Origin of the sequence: Singulisphaera sp. GP187, from assembly GCF_900129635.1 — a bacterium.
In the GTDB taxonomy this organism is placed as follows: Bacteria; Planctomycetota; Planctomycetia; order Isosphaerales; family Isosphaeraceae; genus Singulisphaera.
In genome coordinates this window covers 1090430-1107972 of sequence record NZ_FSRB01000001.1, presented here as the reverse complement: position 1 = coordinate 1107972, position 17543 = coordinate 1090430, and the positions used below count along the sequence as shown (strand labels likewise).

Sequence of the window (17543 nt, the reverse complement as noted above, 5' to 3'; positions counted from 1 at the left end):
GCAATTCTCTGGAGTCGGCGGCTCGTCCCAGGCCACTGAGAGCGAGTTCCTCACGCCGCCGACGCGTCCTCGCTCGGGCCGAACCCACTGAGCAAACGGGGTGCCGAACACTATTGCTATGTCCCCCTGGTATGTAGCAAATCAGAGAGAATAACTCTTAACTCTCTGGCTCATAAAGACTTCCATAGTAGGAGTGGGATTTCTTCCCGGTCCTTTCTTGGAGGTCCATTCGCATGGCAACTCGCACTGCTTCCAGGCGGCATCGTCGCTCCCACGAGATTCAGAAGCCTACGGGAACCTTGCATCCCCGAGTGCAAGCCGTGGGCCCAGAACGGTTTGGGATCGTCTGCATCGATTGCGCCAAGGCTCGATCCAAGTTCCTGCTGGCCGATTTCTATGGGACGGTCCTGCTCCCTCCCACGGTCATCAACCACGATCGCGGGGGGTTCGAGGCAGCGATTCAGGCGGTCCACGCGGCGGCTCAGCGGCTTCGGCTCGGGGTGGTGATCGTCGTGGTCGAACGCACGGGGCGGTTTCACCTGCCGGTCCAGGCCGCGTTCCAGGCGGCTGGCTTTGAGGTCCGGATCGTCCATCCCTTCGCCACCAAGCAATTTCGCCAGCCCGCCGATCCCGGCAATAAAACCGATGACACCGACCTCTCCGCCATCCATCGCGCGGCGGTCAACGGTTTCGGACTCCTCGAGCACGAACCCGACCCCCTCTACGCTGACCTCCAACTCCTGGCTCGTCATCGCCGCGATCTTGTCACCAAGAACGTCACACTTCGAAACCAAATTCACGACCATTTTCAATTGATCATGCCAGGGTTTAGTGCGGTCATTGATCCGTTTGACAGCCCACTGCCGCTCTGGATCGTCAAGAACTTGCAATCGGCCGACGCGATTCTCGAGGTCGGTGTCCTCGGGCTCCTCAGGCGGCTTCGTGAGGCGGGATTCCATCCGCATCTGAAGACCGTCGAGAAGATCGTCGCCTGGTCCAAGGCGGCTCCCGCACAACATTCGCAATCGCCAAGTCATCTGCGGTTGCTCATGTCACTTGATGGAGATCGGATGACCAAGCTTGAGGCCATCCGGACCGTCGAAGGGGATCTCGCCGGGTTCCTGGCTCGCACCCCCTACGTGCTGTTGCTGGGAATTCCGGGGATCAACGTGGCGACCGCCGCCGAGTTCGCTGGCGAGATGGGGCCGATCGGCCGTTATCCCAAAGCCCGTTCGATCACCGGCCGCGCCGGGCTGTTTCCCTCGCGGTATCAAAGCGACACCGTCGACCGGAGCAACGGGGCGTTGGTGCGCCGCGGCAATCACTCGCTCCGCGAAGTGATCCTCCGGATCGCCGACAATTTGATCACATGTAATGATTATTTCAGGATCCAAGCCGCCAAGTGGCGATTGAGTGGCAAGGATCCGCGCGACATCCATGTCAAGGTCGGCGGCCGATTCTGCCGGATCGCCTACCAGATGGTGGCGGGGCAATCGGTCTACCGCCACCCGAGCTGTCAGCATCGGCATTATGTTCTTGAAAAACTGATCAAATTTTTGAACGAACACAATGTTGATTGTGCACGTACTATGTTGATCTTGGATTCGGCGGTGTGCCAGCTTCCCCGATCGGAGCATCGGTCGGAGGCGGTCCCGCTGACCGAGGAACTGTCGCGGCCCCGGTCGAAGCGGGGAACCGGTCCGCAACTTTTGGGCGAAATTCTCCCCGCGGTCTTGGCGAAGCTGGGGGTGAATTTGCTACCATCGAGCGTGTCAGGGGAGCCTGATCCCACAGAGTGACGACCCGGCCGAGGGACCGAATAACGTCGAATGTCCCCGTGGCGCAAAGCCGTGGTTAAAGCGTGGCGCTCTGTCCGATCACCAACGTCGGATCCGGCTGTGTGGGGTCACTCCCCTGATATGACCAGTGTGGCGAGCGTGATCTGCAGCGACAGAGATGGTCCATCGGCCCGCGGTTCGTCCCCGGAATCTGAACAAACCGCCAGTATTCCTGGCCGGGAGGGGCCACTTCGTCCCCAGGCTGCCCGCCCTCGTTTTGACCGATTCCTACATGGCTGTCTTTATTTCCCGAGCAGGAAGGCGCGTCGGACGCATCGCGTGACACAGTGATACCAACGTGTGACGTCGGGGTCGACGAGATGGGCGCGAGTGATCGTCATTGTTGAGTCTTCTTGGTGAATCTGCGACATCTACAAAATTCTGATGCCAGGATCCAGAGTGCAATGCATGTCCTTGCTCCTCCTCCTTGCTCCTCCTCCTTGCTCCTCCTCCTTGCTCCTCCTCCTTGCTCCTCCTCCTTGCTCCTCCTCCTTGCTCCTCCTCCTTGCTCCTCCTCCTTGCTCCTCCTCCTTGCTCCTCCTCCTTGCTCCTCCTCCTTGCTCCTCCTCCTTGCTCCTCCTCCTTGCTCCTCCTCCTTGCTCCTCCTCCTTGCTCCTCCTCCTTGCTCCTCCTCCTTGCTCCTCCTCCTTGCTCCTCCTCCTTGCTCCTCCTCCTTGCTCCTCCTCCTTGCTCCTCCTCCTTGCTCCTCCTCCTTGCTCCTCCTCCTTGCTCCTCCTCCTTGCTCCTCCTCCTTGCTCCTCCTCCTTGCTCCTCCTCCTTGCTCCTCCTCCTTGCTCCTCCTCCTTGCTCCTCCTCCTTGCTCCTCCTCCTTGCTCCTCCTCCTTGCTCCTCCTCCTTGCTCCTCCTCCTTGCTCCTCCGCGCCCGCAAGAACCCCTTCTACGCGCTCAGTTCCATCACTCCTTCGCTTTCGCCATCAACTCACCGACCGCCTCGTCTATGCCTTCTCCTCGAACGTCCCGGTGGCGGATGATGCCTTTGGCATCGAGGATGAAGACGCCCGGATAATTCCTGATGGCCCAATGCGTGGCGATCGGGCCGCCGGGGCCGCCATCCCACCAGCAGCGCCAGGTCACCCGGCCCGCCTCGATCGACGCCCGGAGCTTGTCCGGGCGTTGGTCCGTGTTCACGTCCACCACCGCGAACGGCTGACCTGCATAGCGTGCCAGGAGCGCACGCTGCACCGCGTACATCTCCGTGCACTCGGGATACCACTCGCCCGAGTAGACCAGCAGCACCACCTTCCCGCGGAAGTCGCTCAGCTTGAACCGCTTCCCCTCGATGTCGGCCCCTTCGATGTCAGGGGCGACCTGGCCGATGTGGAGGTGGCGCAGGGCGTTCAGTTCGCCCGCGGCGATCTCGCCGAAGGATCGCGGGGGTTGCGTCGCGCGCAGGCCGCCGAACTCGTTCACGACCCGTTCGAACACCGCCTCGGCCTCCTTCTCGATCGCGTCGGGGGCCGTCTCCCGGAGGAAGCGTGCCATCGCCTCGGCCCCGTGGTCTTCCCCGTAGGATTTGATCTGTTCGGGGTACTTGCGGAGGTGTCGCGCCATGTGGGCTTTGATCTGCAGCATCTCAGCGAGCGCGAGACAAGCCCCGGCTCGGTCCTTGCGGTCCGGGTGCTTCGCGAGGACCGCGCGGATAAACGTTTCCACGGACGCCGCATGATAAGTCAGCGATAGAAACTGGCAATACGACCCGATGCCCGGGTGGCGGACGTGGTCCCGTGCGAGAAGGTCGACCGCCCGATTCAGCACGCCTATCGACCCGACGAGGTCGGCCGTGATCACAAACTGGATCGCCTGCACGGCAGCCGGATCATCCGGGAACCTCTCGGCACGGTCCAAGAGATCGCCGAGGTCCCGGCGCCTCTCCTCTTCATAACACGCCCTGGCTGCGGCACGGACCGCAGCCGGGCGCTCTTGACGGTATCGCTCGACGGCCCGCTGGTGGCGCTCCTGGGCGGCAGCGATTTGCGCTGGCAAGGAGGATATTTCCTGCCCGCGCGAGTGCCCCACCGCCGGGGTAATTGACAGAACAGCGACCGCGACCATCGCCCGCTTCACCGCAAGCCGCGCGCGGGACAGCCTCATCGCTGACCTCGATAGGTTTGGTAAAGTTTGGAAATTATCATTCGTCCCCAATCGATTACCTGCGGCGGCTGCCCGGCTCGAGTGCGTGAGACACGCCATCTTTACTGACAATGGTGTGCAAAACAAGACCGAGGGCCAAGGGCCCAAAAATCCGGGGAGAATGGCTCTTGGCCCTCGGTCCTGATGGCAAGGAGTCTGTCGTCAATCGGTGGTACATTGCACGCACCCGGCAAGGCCGCCACGCTCCAACGGAAACCGGTCTAAGGCCCCGGGTCTTCGCCCCCGTTCTTCGGCCCTCCCGGCGGGACAGCCATCTTCTTGAACAACGGCTCCCGCGATGGCGACGGATGGTCGAATAGCCCGGGGTCCTTTTCGTAAGAGTCGGTCAAGGAGATTCCCCCGGGAACGGTCTCGTTCGTCGGGTAGCTCGCGTTGACGACAAGATGGCCCTTCTCCTTCTTGTACCATTGCATTGCGTTCTCGACGAAAACCGCGTCATCTTTGCCGCGGATTCCGAGGCCGGCGAAGCCGCGGCGGACGGAGGCGACCAGGGCATGGCGCGCCTCCGGCACGCGGCACTTCGCGTAAGCCTCACCGAGGACAAGTATCGGGTCCTTGAGCCTCTCCCCGTGGAAGGCGAGATAAAACTCGACGGTCTCGGACCCGTGGATGCGGCCTGGGCAACGCTTAGCGAGAAGATCCACCAGACACCGTCGACCTCCCGACTGCACCAACTCCTTCACCATGAAGGTGAGCATGGCGTAGGCGAAGGTGTTCTGGTCCTCGGGGACGGGTGGGAGCTTCGGTGAGACGGCGAGCTCGCAGAGGTTCTGGTCGGAAAGTCGCGTCCGGAAGAGCCGGTCAACCGACTGGAGGTGCTCCTCGTACTGGACTTTCGGGAGGTCAGGATTCCTTTCGTCGCCCTTGTCATACGCGTCCTCCAGCGACCGCCATACCCTCTCGATCTCGCGCATCCGGGGTGAGTCCCAGTCGACCGCCGGACCACGTTGACATGCGGCGCAGCCGGTCAGCATCGTAACCGCGAGGGTGGCGAGAGCGGGCCAGGAGAGGCGCCGCCGCGAAACGCGGGGGCTAGTAAATTGGTACATGGACAAACTCCGAAAGTGTTACTGGCCGGTCCTCAGCCCGAAGATGGCCTGACCCAGCTTCGGGATGTCCACGGACCAGGCCTGTCCCTGGTAGCCGGGAACCTTATAGAGGCTGGTATGGTTGATCCATTGCAGCCCCCGCGGGTAGGTAGCATCGACGGCCCTGTCGTAAATCGTGAGCAAGCTTTGTCTAATGCCGAGTTCGGTCTTCTCGCCGAGGTCCCAGCCGAAAAAGGAGTCCCTCCCGAGCACGATCGCGTTCTCGTTGGTCCACCCCGGGTTCGGACAGCCGGGCGCGTTGTTGAAATTTGCCCAATCTCCGCGTTGGAGCATACCGATGGGCGTGCCGGAGATATCCTTCTTGTAAGTCTTGTAGAGATCATCCGGGGTCTTGATGAGCTTGTCAAATTCGCCTGGCTTAAGCGACGTCTGGACACCTCGCGCCCAGAACGTCTGGGCCATCCACAGGCAATTCAACGCGATCTTGGGTCCGGTCCAACCGTCGTGAAAGAGGCTGTCGAGCTGGGCCTCGCCCATCTGGGTGACGGCATAGCCACGCCTGGGGGCCCAGCCGAATTTGGCGCTTTTCCAGATATTCGGGCTCAGCGCTGCGTCGGCGATGCTGTTCCGTACCCTCTGCTCGAGGACCACGAGCAGCGGCGTCACGTCGATCAGGTCGCCCCTCTTGATCGGACCCATGTCGAGATACACACCAGCGTCATCGGCATCGCCGGTGATGTCCAGAGCCAATTGCCTCAGGGAAGCGCCGTCGGCGTTCGCCTTCACGAACGATGCGACACCAGCCGTCCAGGTCCCCTGCACCGTCCAGGGCGTGACGACGGAGACGTCGACCACCCGCTTGTCCTCGCCGTTGTCGCACGCCCCATTGTCGTTGTCGTCCGACCATGCTGTGACGACGAAGTCCCTGGCGGTGGCGCTGATGGGCAGCGCCACGTCCCCCTTCGTGGCTCCGTTCCCGAAATCGGTATCCTCAACGACGAAGCCATCGGCCCGCTTGATGGTGAGGTGGATCTTCTTGCCGACCTTGTTTGTGTTCGCGTCGAACAACGCACTGAGGTCGATGTCCCCGCTCTGGGTAGAGCGGTCCTCCGTGATGTACAGATCTTTGATCGCCTGGTCCGTGATGGCCGTCACCTTGTTGGTCGTGGGCAGGGCATGGTCGGCGACGGTGAGTTCCAGGAGGGGCTCTCTCAGGATGCCCATCTGCCCGAGAGACCCACTCCCGTAGAAGTCCAGCAACACGGCCCCGGAGGCGATGTTGAATTTGTAGACGTAGCAGCTATAGTCGCAGGCCCAGAAGGAGATGCCGTCCGGGTCGAGGACCATCCCGGTCCAGGGGGGGGCGTGGCCGGTGATGTAGTTCTGGATGACAGTTCCGGCGGCGTTCCTGCGCACGAGGAGCGGCTGAGTGGCGTCCAGGTAGGAACCGTCGGGCAGGGTGATGTTCGCCGCGTTGCGGAAGGTGAGTTTCGCCGGGAACGGGCCGGTGAAGGGCAGCGTCGTCTTGAGCGCGCCGCTATCGTCGAACACCTTGACCTTGCTCACGTCGGTGGCCTGCACGTACGCGCCGCTCTGGTTCTTGAGCGCGAGGTTGGCCGTGCCGGACTTCCCACCGGCGGACGCGATGACGGTGAACGTGGCGCCCCCGACGGTCGACGGGGCGGTGTAGAGGCCGCTCGTGTCGAAGAAGCCCGCCCCGCCTGCTCCGAGCGACCACGCGAACGACGGCTGGTCTTGCATGTCGTCGCCGAACTGGTCGACCGCCTTGGCGGAGAACTGCCGGGTCTGCCCCGCGACGATGGCCGCGTCGCCTGGGGTGATCACGATGCCAGTCAGCGTCTGGTTGACCGTCACCGCGAACTGGCTCCGGCCGATCTGCCCGTTGCCATCGGTCACCCTCACATAGAATGCGTAGGTGCCTGCCTTATAGAACGTGACGGTCGTGTTCGCCGCGGCGTTGGAGTTGTTGTTGCTGAAGACGACGTCGCCGCCCGTGTTGCCGACCGTCCAATAGTAGGTGAGCTGGCCCGCGGGTCCGTCGTCGGTTGCGATCGCGCTCAGGGTCGTGGTCGTGCCGAGCACTGGAGCGAAGCCCGTGCCCGAGGTGATCGTGGCCGTCGGCGGCGCGTTCTGCGTCGGGGGGTCGAAGTACGCGACGGCGGAGTCGGCGCTGCTGTTCGTCGGTGCCACGGCGAACGCGTAATACGTGCCACCCGCAGCCAACCCGGTCGCGGCGTAGGTGGTCTGGGTCGCGGGCACCATGCCGATGACTTCCCAGGTGTCGGTCCACTCGGGCATGATCCATATGATGTAGCCGGTCGCGTAGGCCGAGGCGTCCCAGGACAGGTCCATCTGCGTACCCGAGACGACCGTCACTTGGAGGTTCATGGGGGCCGTGGGTAGCGTGGCGGCGGCGGCGATCGCGTAGCCGGAACCCCCTGTGTCATTCACGGCCCGCACGCGGTAGGCGTACTCGGTCCCATCGGCGAGCCCCGTGTCGCTGTAGGCCTGCGTGCCGGCCGGCAGAGCGGACGACAGCACGACCCACGTCACGCCGTCGGTCGACCGGTCGATCTCGTAGGACGTTTCGGTCGATGCGTTGTCGGTCCAGGTCAGGTCGATCCGCGTGTTCGAGACGGCGATGGTGGTGAGGCCGTTCGGGGTCGCCGGCCACGCGGGTGCCGTGACCGTCGCCGGATTCGACGGCGCGGAATACGCCTCGAGGAGATTCGTGGCTGTATACGCCATGACCCGGATGGTGTACAGCGTGCCCGGCTCGTAGGTGCCGGCCACGGTCATGGCCTGCGCACCGGCACCGGTCTGCGCCACGGCCTGCCAATCGCCGTCGATCCACTCCTGGACGATGTAAGCCGTCTCGATGGTCGATCGGTCGACCCAGGTGAGATCTACCCGGCCGCCATCGACGATCGTCGCCGAGAGGTTCGTGGGAGTGGCGGGCAGCGTGGTGTCCTCGGCGAAATCGCTGTAGGCGGACTCGCCCGCGCCGCTCTTGAATGCCCGGACGCGGTACAGGTACGTCGCGGCCTCCCCGCCGGTGAGGCCGCCATCGGCGTACTGGAGCGTTCCCCCTGATCCCGCCGGCGTCGTGGCGATCTGCGTCCAGGTGGTGCCGTCGACGCTCCGCTCGACGTCGTAGCCCGTCTCGTCGCTCGCGTTATCGCTCCAGGTCAGGTCGATCTCGGAGTCCGAGACGGCGGCCGCGGTCAGGTTGCTCGGCGCCGCGGGCCACGTGCCGGTCGTGAATTGTGCCTCGTCGGAAGCCAGCGAGCGTTGCACGCCGGAGAAGGGTGCCGTCGCGAACGCGCCGACCCTGAACCGGTAGGTCGTCGACGGTCCGAACGCCCCGGCGATCGTCGCGTCCGTGACGCCGGGCCCGACGGTCAGGACGTCCTGGTAGGCGCCGTCGATCCACTGTTCAATCACATAGCCGGCCTCGATCTGGGAATTATCTTGCCACTGGAGCCGAACCTGGCCGCCGTTGACTGCCGTCGCCATGAGCCCGGTCGGGCGTGCCGGCAGCGTCGTCGCCTGGCTTAACCTGCTGGCGCTCGATACGGCGGCGAAGGCGGTCATCGTCGACCGCACCCGGTAGTATTGGGATGTCCCTTCGGTCAACCCGGTGTCGTTAAACGTGGTCTGGTTTGCGCCGAGCGTGCCGATCTGCGTCCAACCGCTCAGTCCGTTGGGGCTGCGCTCGACTCGGTAGCTGTCCTCGTCCGTCCCGTCGGTCCAAGTGACGATAACCGACGTGTCCGAGGTCGGCACGGCCGTCATGCCGGTCGGGGCGAGCGGGATCGCCGGCGTGGTCACGACGGCCGTAGAGGAGTACGAGGAGTGGCCGACACTGTCGTAGGCACGGACGCGGAAATAATAGGTCGTCGAAGGACTGAAGGAGCCTGGGACCGCGAAGCTCGTTGCACCCACGCCGAGCGTGCCGACAGGGGTCCAGCCGGTCGACCCGTCGAGCGATTGCTCCACGGCATAGCCGGATTCCGCGGCCGAGCGGTCAATCCACTGTACGTCGATCCGGCTTCCGGTGACAAAGGTGACCGTGACTCCTTGGGGGACGGCCAGCGTGAACACAGTCACCACGGGGCTTGGTGCAGAGTCGCCGACGGCGTTGGTTGCGAACAGGCGGTAGGTATAGGTCTTCGCCTGCAGCAATCCGGTATCGGTCAAGCTCAGGACGCCGGCGGCGACGGTTCCCGCGGTGGTCCATGTGCTGCCGGCATTGTCGCTCCGCTCGACGCGGAATCCGTCCTCGTTGGCGACGTCGGCCCAAGTTAGGAGCACCGACGTATCCGACTGGGCCACGGCCGTGCCGATCGCCGGGACGTTGGGAAAGGCCGGGGTGGTGACACTGGCGGTGGCCGAGAAGAGGGAGTAGCCGCCGGTGGGTGAATAGACGCGGACTCGGAAGTAGTAGGTGGTGGCGCCGTTGTAGGAATTGGCGACTGACAAGGTCGTCACATTCGCGGCGGTCGTCCCCGCCGACTGCCAAGCCGTGGCCCCGTCCAGCGACCGTTCGAGGTAGAAGTTCGACTCGGAGGAGGACAGGTCGGTCCACGCGAGGTCGATGCGCGTGGGAGAGACGAAGGTTGCGGAGAGTCCGGCGGGGGCTGCGGGGAGAGTGGCCACGGCGCGGTTGGCGCTGGGAGCAGAGTCGCCGACGGCGTTGATGGCGAACAAGCGGTAGGTGTACGCCTTTGCCTCCAGCAAGCCAGTGTCGGTGAACGTCGTGACGCCTGCGCCGACGGTGCCCGCAGTGGTCCATGTGCTGCCGCCGTTGGTGCTCCGCTCGACGCGATAGCCATCCTCGTTGGCAAGATCGGTCCAGGTGAGGCCGACGGCCGTATCCGACTGCGCCACCACCGTGTTCAGCGTCGGCACGTTGGGGAACGCCGGAGTGGTGACGCTGGCGGTCGCCGAGAAGAGGGAGTAACCCCCAGTGGCCGAATAGACGCGGACTCGGAAGTAGTAGGTGGTGGCGCCGTTGTAGGAATTGGCGACTGACAAGGTCGTCACGTTCGCGGCGGTCGTCCCCGCCGGCTGCCAAGCCGTGGCCCCATCCAGCGACCGTTCGAGGTAGAAGTTCGACTCAGCCGACGACAGGTCGGTCCACGCCAGGTCGATGCGCGTGGGAGAAACGAAGGTTGCGGAGAGTCCGGCGGGGGCTGCGGGCAGTGTGGTCACGGCGCGGTTGGCGCTGGGAGCAGAGTCGCCGACGGCGTTGGTGGCGAACAGGCGGTAGGTGTACGCCTTTGCCTCCAGCAAGCCAGTGTCGGTGAACGTCGTGACGCCTGCGCCGACGGTGCCCGCAATGGTCCATGTGCTGCCGCCGTTGGTGCTCCGCTCGACGCGATAGCCATCCTCGTTGGCGAGATCGGTCCACGTCACCGTGATTTCACTGTCCGACGAGCCGACCGCGGTCACACCCGTCGGTGTGAGCGGGAATGCCGGGGTCGTGACAACGACCGACGCGGTGTAGCCACTCGAAGCGAAAATGTTCCCATTGAAAGCCCGAACGCGGAAGTAGTATGCCGTGGTTGGGCTGAACGGCCCTGGCGCCGAAAAGCTTGTCACGTTGGCATCTGTCGTCCACACCTGCTGCCAGCCGGTGGTGCCGTTGGGCGACTGCTCGATCGTGTAACTTGTCTCGAGCGAGGAGCGGTCGGCCCACGTCACGTCGATCCGGCTTCCCGAAACGAAGGCGGCTGCGACGCTCCCAGGCGTGGCCAATGGCGTGAACTGGTTCACCGTGGCGCTGGGGACGGAGTCGCCCGCAGTGTTGGACGCGACCACCCGGTAGTAGTAGCGACTGTTTTCCGCGACGCCCGAGTCGGCATAGCTCGTGACGTCTGCTCCGACGGTGCTGACCGGCGTCCAGCCATTGGAACCGTTCAGACTCCGCTCAACACGGTAGCCGGCTTCCCCAGACACGTCCAACCACGATACGCTGATCCCGCCGTCTGCCGATATCGTGGCGGTCACGCCCGCCGGCGCCAGCGGGAATGCCGGTGTCGTCACGATCGCGGTCGCGGAATACCCCGAGTAGCCGTACAGCGTACCGTAGGCTCGGATGCGGAAGTAGTAGGTCGTGGATGGATTGAACGGACCGGTCACGGAGCTGATGGCCGTGTTGGCACCGACAGAGCCGATTGGCATCCATCCGGTGACGCCGTCGGGTGACTGCTCGATCGAGTAGCTCGACTCGAGCGCGGATCGATCGACCCACGCAACATCAATTCGATTGATATTGGCAAACGAAGCCGAAGCGTTGGTGGGGGCCGCCAAGGGAGTGGTGGCGAAGCTGTTACTATAGGGGGAGTTCCCGGCGGCATTGTACGCCAAGATCCGGTACGCGTAGTAAGTCCCTTCCGTGAGGCTGCTGTCAGTAAAAGTGACCACGTCGGCCCCGACGCTGCCGACCTGCGTCCAGCCGGTGGAACCGTTGGGCGAGCGCTCGATCTTGTAGCCGGCTTCATTCCCGAGGTCCTGCCACGAGAGCTGGACCAAGCTGTGCGAAACCACCGTCGCCGTCAATCCGCTCGGGGCAACCGGGTAGGCGGCCGTGGTCGCGCTGACGGTAGTCGAGGCTTCCGAGTTACCCGCTCCGTTATAGGTGCGGATCCGGAAAAAGTAGGTCGTGGCCGGAGCAAGCCCTGTCACACTCGTGTAGGGAGTGCCGACCGTGGCAACCTGGGTGAAGGTGATCCCGTCGGTCGAGCGCTCGACCTTGTACCCCTGCTCATTGTCCGAGTTGTCCTGCCAGGACAGGTTGATCTGAACGTTGGAGGCGATCGTCGCCGTCAAACCGCTCGGGGCGGCGGGGACGATCGTCGTCGTCGCCGCGCTGGCGGTGTTGGAGTAGGCCGAGTCGTCGCCATTGTACGCCCGGACCCGGAAAGAATACGTGGTGCCGGGCGTCAGCCCTGTCGCCGCGTACGTGGTGCCGCCGGCCGCCACCGTCCCGACTTGCGAAAAGGCCACGCCGTCGGCTGACATCTCGACTTTGAAATATTGCTCATTGATCGACTCGTCAGTCCACGTCAGGTTGATTCGCTCGTTGCCACTGGCCGTGGCCGTCAGATGGCTGGGCGCGGTTGGGACCGTACTCGTCCGGCTCCGCCAAATATTCGAGTAGGTCGAGTTCCCCTGGGCGTTGTACCCCTGGACTCGGAAGAAGTAAACCGTCCCGGCCGAGAGGCCGGTCGCTTGATAGCTCACTCGGGAACCGTTGCTGGAAAAGCCGGGCGGAGTGGTCCCGACCTCGGTGAAGTTCACACCGTCGGTGGAACGTTCGACTCGGAAGCCGGTCTCGTTATTGGAATTATCGCTCCAGTACAGGTTGAGCTTGCTGCTCGAGACGACGTCCGCTGCCAGCGAAGTGGGGGCAATCAAGAAAAGGGTCGTTCCGCTCGCCGTGCCGCTGTACCCCGAGTCGCCGGCCGAGTTGTACGCCCGGACCCGGTAGAAATAAGTCGTTCCGGGGGTGAGCCCGGGATCTCCGTACCAGGTCTGTCCCGCGGAGGTCGTGGCGACGGGGGTGAAGTTCACCCCGTCGCTGGAACGCTCGACCTTGAAGCCTTGCTCGTTGTCCGAGGTACCCGTCCATGTGAGGGAGAGCGAACCACTGGAGGCGGACGTGAACGCCAGGTTGATGGGGACGCTCGGGACCGTTGGGATCGCACTGGCGAGGGTCGTGGCGCTGGCGATGGTGGAGTAGGCCGAGTCGTCGCCATTGGACGCCCGCACCCGGAAGTAGTACGTCGTCCCTGGCGTCAGTCCCGTCGCCGGGTACGTGGTTTCGCCGGCTCCCGGGGTTCCGATCTGCGTGAAGCTCACTCCGTCGGTCGAGCGTTCAACCTTGAACCCTTGCTCGTTCGTCGATGTGTCCGTCCAGGCCAGGTTGATCCGGACGCTGGAGGCGGGCGTGGCCGTCAGGTTCGCGGGGGTTGTCGGGACCGTGCTTGACCGCAACATCAAGACATTCGAGTAGGTCGAGTCGCCCTGGGCATTGTACGCCCGGACCCGGAAGTAATAGATCGTCCCGGCCGAGAGTCCCGTCGCCGAATAGCCGATTCCGGCACCATAGTTACCTGCCCCCGCCGGAGCGGTCCCCACCTGATTGAAGCTCACGCCGTCGGTCGAGCGTTCGACTTTGAACCCATCCTCGTTATTCGAATAGTCCCCCCAGATCAGGTCGATTCGGCTGCCCGATTTGACCACCCCCGACAACAGACTCGGGGGTACGGCGGCCGGCGTTGTCACGGTCGCGGTGTTCGAGTAAGCCGAGTCACTTGTCGAGGTGTAAGTCCGGACGCGATAGAAGTAAATCGCCCCGGCCGCCAGGTTGTTGTCCGAGTAGCTGGTGGCGCCCTGGTTCGTGATCGTGGCGACCTGGGTGAACACGACACCGTCGGTCGAGCGTTCGATCTTGTACCCGAGCTCGCCGGAGGTGTTGTGCGACCACTTCAGGGTGACTTGAGTGGGAGACGTCGCATTGGCGGTCAAGCTGGTCGGTGCGTTGACCGAGAGGGTCGTGACGCGGACCGTTGCGGTGTACCCGGAGTAGTTACTGCCCCCATCCCACGCCCGCACCCGGAAGTCGTATATCGTCCCCGCCGCCAGGTTCCCGACCCGGAACGTGGTTTGATTGGCCCCGGCCAAGTAGCCTTCGCTGAAGGCTCCCCCGTTGGTCGCACGCTCGACCCAGTAATACTGCTCGTTGTCGGCGTTGTCCGTCCAGGTCAGGTCGACCTCGCGGTTGGAGATGGCTGTGGCCGTCAGACCATTGGGATCAGCCGGGACGGTGGCCGTGGTCGTCGCCGACACGCTCACGGAGGAGCTTGAAAGATTGGCCGCGTTCAAAGCGCGGATCCGGAACGTATACGTCGTGAGGGCCGTCAGGCCAACGAACTGATAACTCGTGGCGAGCCCGGAGATCGTGGCAACCTCGGTGAACGTCACACCATCGCTGGACCGTTCAACTTTATAGGCATTCACATCGCTGGAATCATTAACCCAAGATACGCCAACCTGGCTGCTCGAGACTGGGACGGCCTTAAAGGCGAAGGGGGCGGGAGGAAGGAGGGTCGTCGTCTGCGCGTTGGTGGTGTTGGAGTAGGCCGAGTCGTCGCCGTTGTAGGCCCGCACCTGGAAGTAGTAGGTCGTCCCAGGAGTCAGTCCTGTCGCCGCGTATGTGGTTTGCCCGGCCGTCACCGTCCCCACTTGCGTGAAGCTCACCCCGTCGGTCGAGCGCTCGATCTTGAACCCTTGTTCGTTCGTCGATGTACTGGTCCAGGCCAGGTTGATCCGGTCGTTGCCACCGGCCGTGGCAGTCAGGTTTGTTGGTGCCGTCGGGATGGTGCTGGTCCGCGCCGAGGCAACGTTGGAATAGGACGAGTCTCCTTGGCTATTGGTCGCCCGGACGCGGAAGACGTAGGTCGTTCCGGCCGAGAGCCCCGTGACCGGGTAGGTGACCGGGTAGCCTGAGTTAATCACCCCTGCCGGGGCGGTCCCGAACTCAGTGAAGCTCAGACCGTCGGTCGAGAACTCGACTTTGAACCCGGTCTCATTATTAGAGTAGTCTCGCCAGGTGAGGTCGATCCGACTGCTCGAGATCACGGTTAGGGAGAGGCTGGCCGGTGCGTTGAGCAGGAGAGTGACCGCGCTGGTGATTGCGGAGTAAGCGGAATCGCCCGCGTTATTGTAGGCACGGACGCGATAGAAGTAGGTCACTCCAGGCGTGAGCCCTGTGTCTGAAAAACCTGGGGTGGGGACGGTGTTCACCTGAGTGAAATTCACTCCATCGGCCGAGCGCTCGATCTTGAACCCTTGCGGATTATCCGACGTGCTGAGCCATGACAGATCGAGCCGGCCGCTCACGGACGGAGTGACCACGAGATCGGCGGGGGCATTCGGAACCATCGTGGTGGTCGAAGCACTGACGACATTCGAATAAGCCGACGTTTCGCCGGTCTTATAGGCCCGGATTCGGAACTGGTAGTTGGTCCCGCTCGTCAGCCCCGTGGCGGCGTAGGAGGTTTCATTGGCGGCTACGGTTCCGATCTGGGTGAAGGCGACGCCATCCGTCGAGCGTTCCACCCTGAACCCCAGTTCGTTCGTCGAGGTGTCGGTCCAAGCGAGGTTGATCCGGTCGTTGGCGGCGGGGGTGGCCGTCAGGTTGATCGGCGTCGGGTTGGTCGTGGCCACTCTCATGGGGACGCTAGCCGCCGAGTCACCAACCGCATTGGTGGCGGTGACGCGATACGAGTAGAGCGGGGCTTCGTGCGACCCCGTGTCGGTGAAGGTCGTCACCCCTGCGCCCACCGTGCCGGCGATGGTCCAGGTGCCGCTGTCGTTCGCCGATCGCTCCACACGATACCCGGTCTCGTCCGCCACGTCGGTCCATGACAGAGTGACCGACTTGTCCCACTGCACGGTGGCTGAAGTGAGGGTGGGCCGGCTCGGAAACGCGGGGGTGGTGACCGTCGTCGCCGTGGGGTCGGAGAAGACACCGGCCGCGGCCGCGCGGACTCGGAAATCGTACGACGTCGCGCCGGAGAACGGCCCGGACGCCGTGAATGTCGTTGTCGAACCGGTGATCGTCCCGATCTGCGTCCAGTTCGACGACCCGTTCGGTGATTGCTCGACGGAGTAGCTCGTTGCGCCCGAGGAGTGGTTCGTCCACGACAGGTCGATCCGGCCCCCGGAGATGACCTGGGCCGACAGGCCGGTCGGGGCCGCGGGCGACGTGGTGACGCTCCCGCCCACGCTGAGCATACCACCGGCGATCGCGTCGACTTGAACGGAGACCGTGTGCGTGCCGATCACAGTGTACGTATGGGTTCCGGAAACATTGAACCCGCCGCTTATACCAGGCTCGATGTGACCCGTCGTCACAACCCCATCGCCCCAATCGATCGTGGCCGTGAAGTCGGTCGGTTGGACGAACGGGTTGGCGTCGTGGAACGTGGCGACCGTAACCGTTTGCGATTGCCCCTCGACGCCCGTAGACGACCCGCCCTCGATCGTGGTGAGTGTCCGGCCCGGGGTGGCCCCGGGGAGCGGGACAAGGAGCATGGCATCAGCAATGACATAACCATCGGCCAAGTCCGTCAGCCGGACCGAGAGGCTGTTGCTGGTGACCGTGTAGATCCCCAACCCACGCCACGACGCTCCGGAATCGCTGAAGTCACCGGGGGCCAACCGCTGGTTGACCGTCGCGGTCCCCACGGTCGTCGCCCCATCCAGGATGGTATAAGGGGCATTGGTCGCGCGATTGCTGAGGGGTTCCCAGGTGGCCGCGACCAGGTATTGCCCCGGAGTCAGGTTCTCGAAGGTCCAGGTTGCGGTGGACGAGCCGTTGGTGCCGGCGGAGGCGCCGTAGCCGAAGTCGTCGCGAAAGCTATAGTTCGAGGCGACGAACACCCAATTCCCGCTCGCGACGAAGCCCGACTCCCCATCGTCGATGCCCCTGCCACCCTTCGATGTCGCCCCTGTGACATTGAAGCTGTAGCGACCCTGAACGGCGTCGTCGGTGTCGAAGGCGATCTCACCCGATGCCATGGCAGTGGCCGCACCGTAGCGGATTGCGAAGGTGGTCGAGGCGCCGGGGGCCAGCGTCGTGGCGCCGAAGTTCGCCTCGAGGCTGAACCCCGTCGGTAACGCAATCGGCCCTGTCAGATGCAGATCGGCGGTGCCCGAGTTACGGACGGTGAAGGTCTTGACCAGCGATTGGCCGATCGCAGTCACGCCGAAGTTGGACTTGCCCATCCCATCGGCGACACGGGTCGGGCCGTCGAACACTTCGGCCCGCGCCCCTTCGACCCGCTCAAGGAACATGGCGTCGGCGATGACATAACCATCGGCCAGGTCCGTCAGCCGGACCGAGAGGCTGTTGCCGGTGACCGTGTAGATCCCCAACCCACGCCACGACGCTCCGGAATCGCTGAAGTCACCGGGGGCCAACCGCTGGTTGACCGTCGCGGTCCCCACGGCCGTCGCCCCATCCAGGATGGTATAAGGGGCGTTGGTCGCGCGATTGCTGAGGGTTTCCCAGGTGGCCGCGACCAGGTATTGCCCCGGGGTCAGGTTCTCGAAGGTCCAGGTTGCGGTGGACGAGCCGTTGGTGCCGGCGGAGGCGCCGTAGTGGAAGTCATCGTTAAAGCTATAGCCTGCGGAGGCGATGGGCACCCAATTCCCACTGGCGACGAAGCCGGAGTCCCCATCGTCGATGATCGAGGATGCGAGCAATTGTCGCTGTTCGAGGGATTGGACCGAGGGCAAGTACTTACGCTGGGATCGAATACGGCGAGCCTGGCGGCGTTCGGCGGCGGATCGACGGCGCAGCATTTGGGGGGGACTCTCGGTGTAGTGAGGGGTCCGCCTCCGGCCCGGGCGGCGCGAGGAATGACACCGGACGAGGCCTGACACGCCC

Annotated in this window: 5 protein-coding genes; 1 reads left to right on the top strand and 4 read right to left on the bottom strand. The window is 63.9% G+C overall.

Annotated features, from left to right (window positions below; translation table 11 throughout):
- The first annotated feature begins 320 nt into the window (after positions 1 to 320).
- Positions 321 to 1799, top strand: coding sequence for an IS110 family transposase (locus BUS42_RS04360; protein ID WP_159452165.1), 1479 nt, complete (start codon positions 321 to 323; stop codon positions 1797 to 1799).
- A gap of 376 nt (positions 1800 to 2175) precedes the next feature.
- Here BUS42_RS04360 and BUS42_RS42525 read toward each other — a convergent pair whose 3' ends face one another.
- The 4 genes from BUS42_RS42525 to BUS42_RS04340 all read right to left on the bottom strand — a co-directional run bounded on the left by BUS42_RS42525 (position 2176) and on the right by BUS42_RS04340 (position 17458).
- A complete protein-coding gene (locus BUS42_RS42525) occupies positions 2176 to 2727 on the bottom strand; it encodes a hypothetical protein (protein ID WP_143206244.1) in 552 nt (183 codons plus the stop codon).
- Positions 2728 to 2753: 26 nt separating this feature from the next.
- The gene (locus BUS42_RS04355; RefSeq protein WP_159452164.1) at positions 2754 to 3950 is read right to left on the bottom strand and encodes a peroxiredoxin family protein; all 1197 of its coding nucleotides are present in this window, start codon (positions 3948 to 3950) and stop codon (positions 2754 to 2756) included.
- A 260-nt stretch (positions 3951 to 4210) separates the two neighbouring features.
- Entirely contained in the window at positions 4211 to 4924 is a 714-nt protein-coding gene (locus BUS42_RS04345; protein WP_074305572.1) for a hypothetical protein, read from the bottom strand.
- 153 nt (positions 4925 to 5077) lie between these two features.
- On the bottom strand, positions 5078 to 17458 hold the full coding sequence (locus BUS42_RS04340) for a fibronectin type III domain-containing protein (protein ID WP_074305571.1): 12381 nt from the start codon (positions 17456 to 17458) through the stop codon (positions 5078 to 5080).
- Positions 17459 to 17543 lie beyond the last annotated feature (85 nt).

Coding starts and splice junctions, on each gene's coding strand:
- BUS42_RS04340 (WP_074305571.1), bottom strand. CDS start 17,458: ATGCTGCGCCGTCGATCCGCCGCCGAACGCCGCCAGGCTCGCCGTATT.
- BUS42_RS04345 (WP_074305572.1), bottom strand. CDS start 4,924: ATGCGCGAGATCGAGAGGGTATGGCGGTCGCTGGAGGACGCGTATGAC.
- BUS42_RS04355 (WP_159452164.1), bottom strand. CDS start 3,950: ATGAGGCTGTCCCGCGCGCGGCTTGCGGTGAAGCGGGCGATGGTCGCG.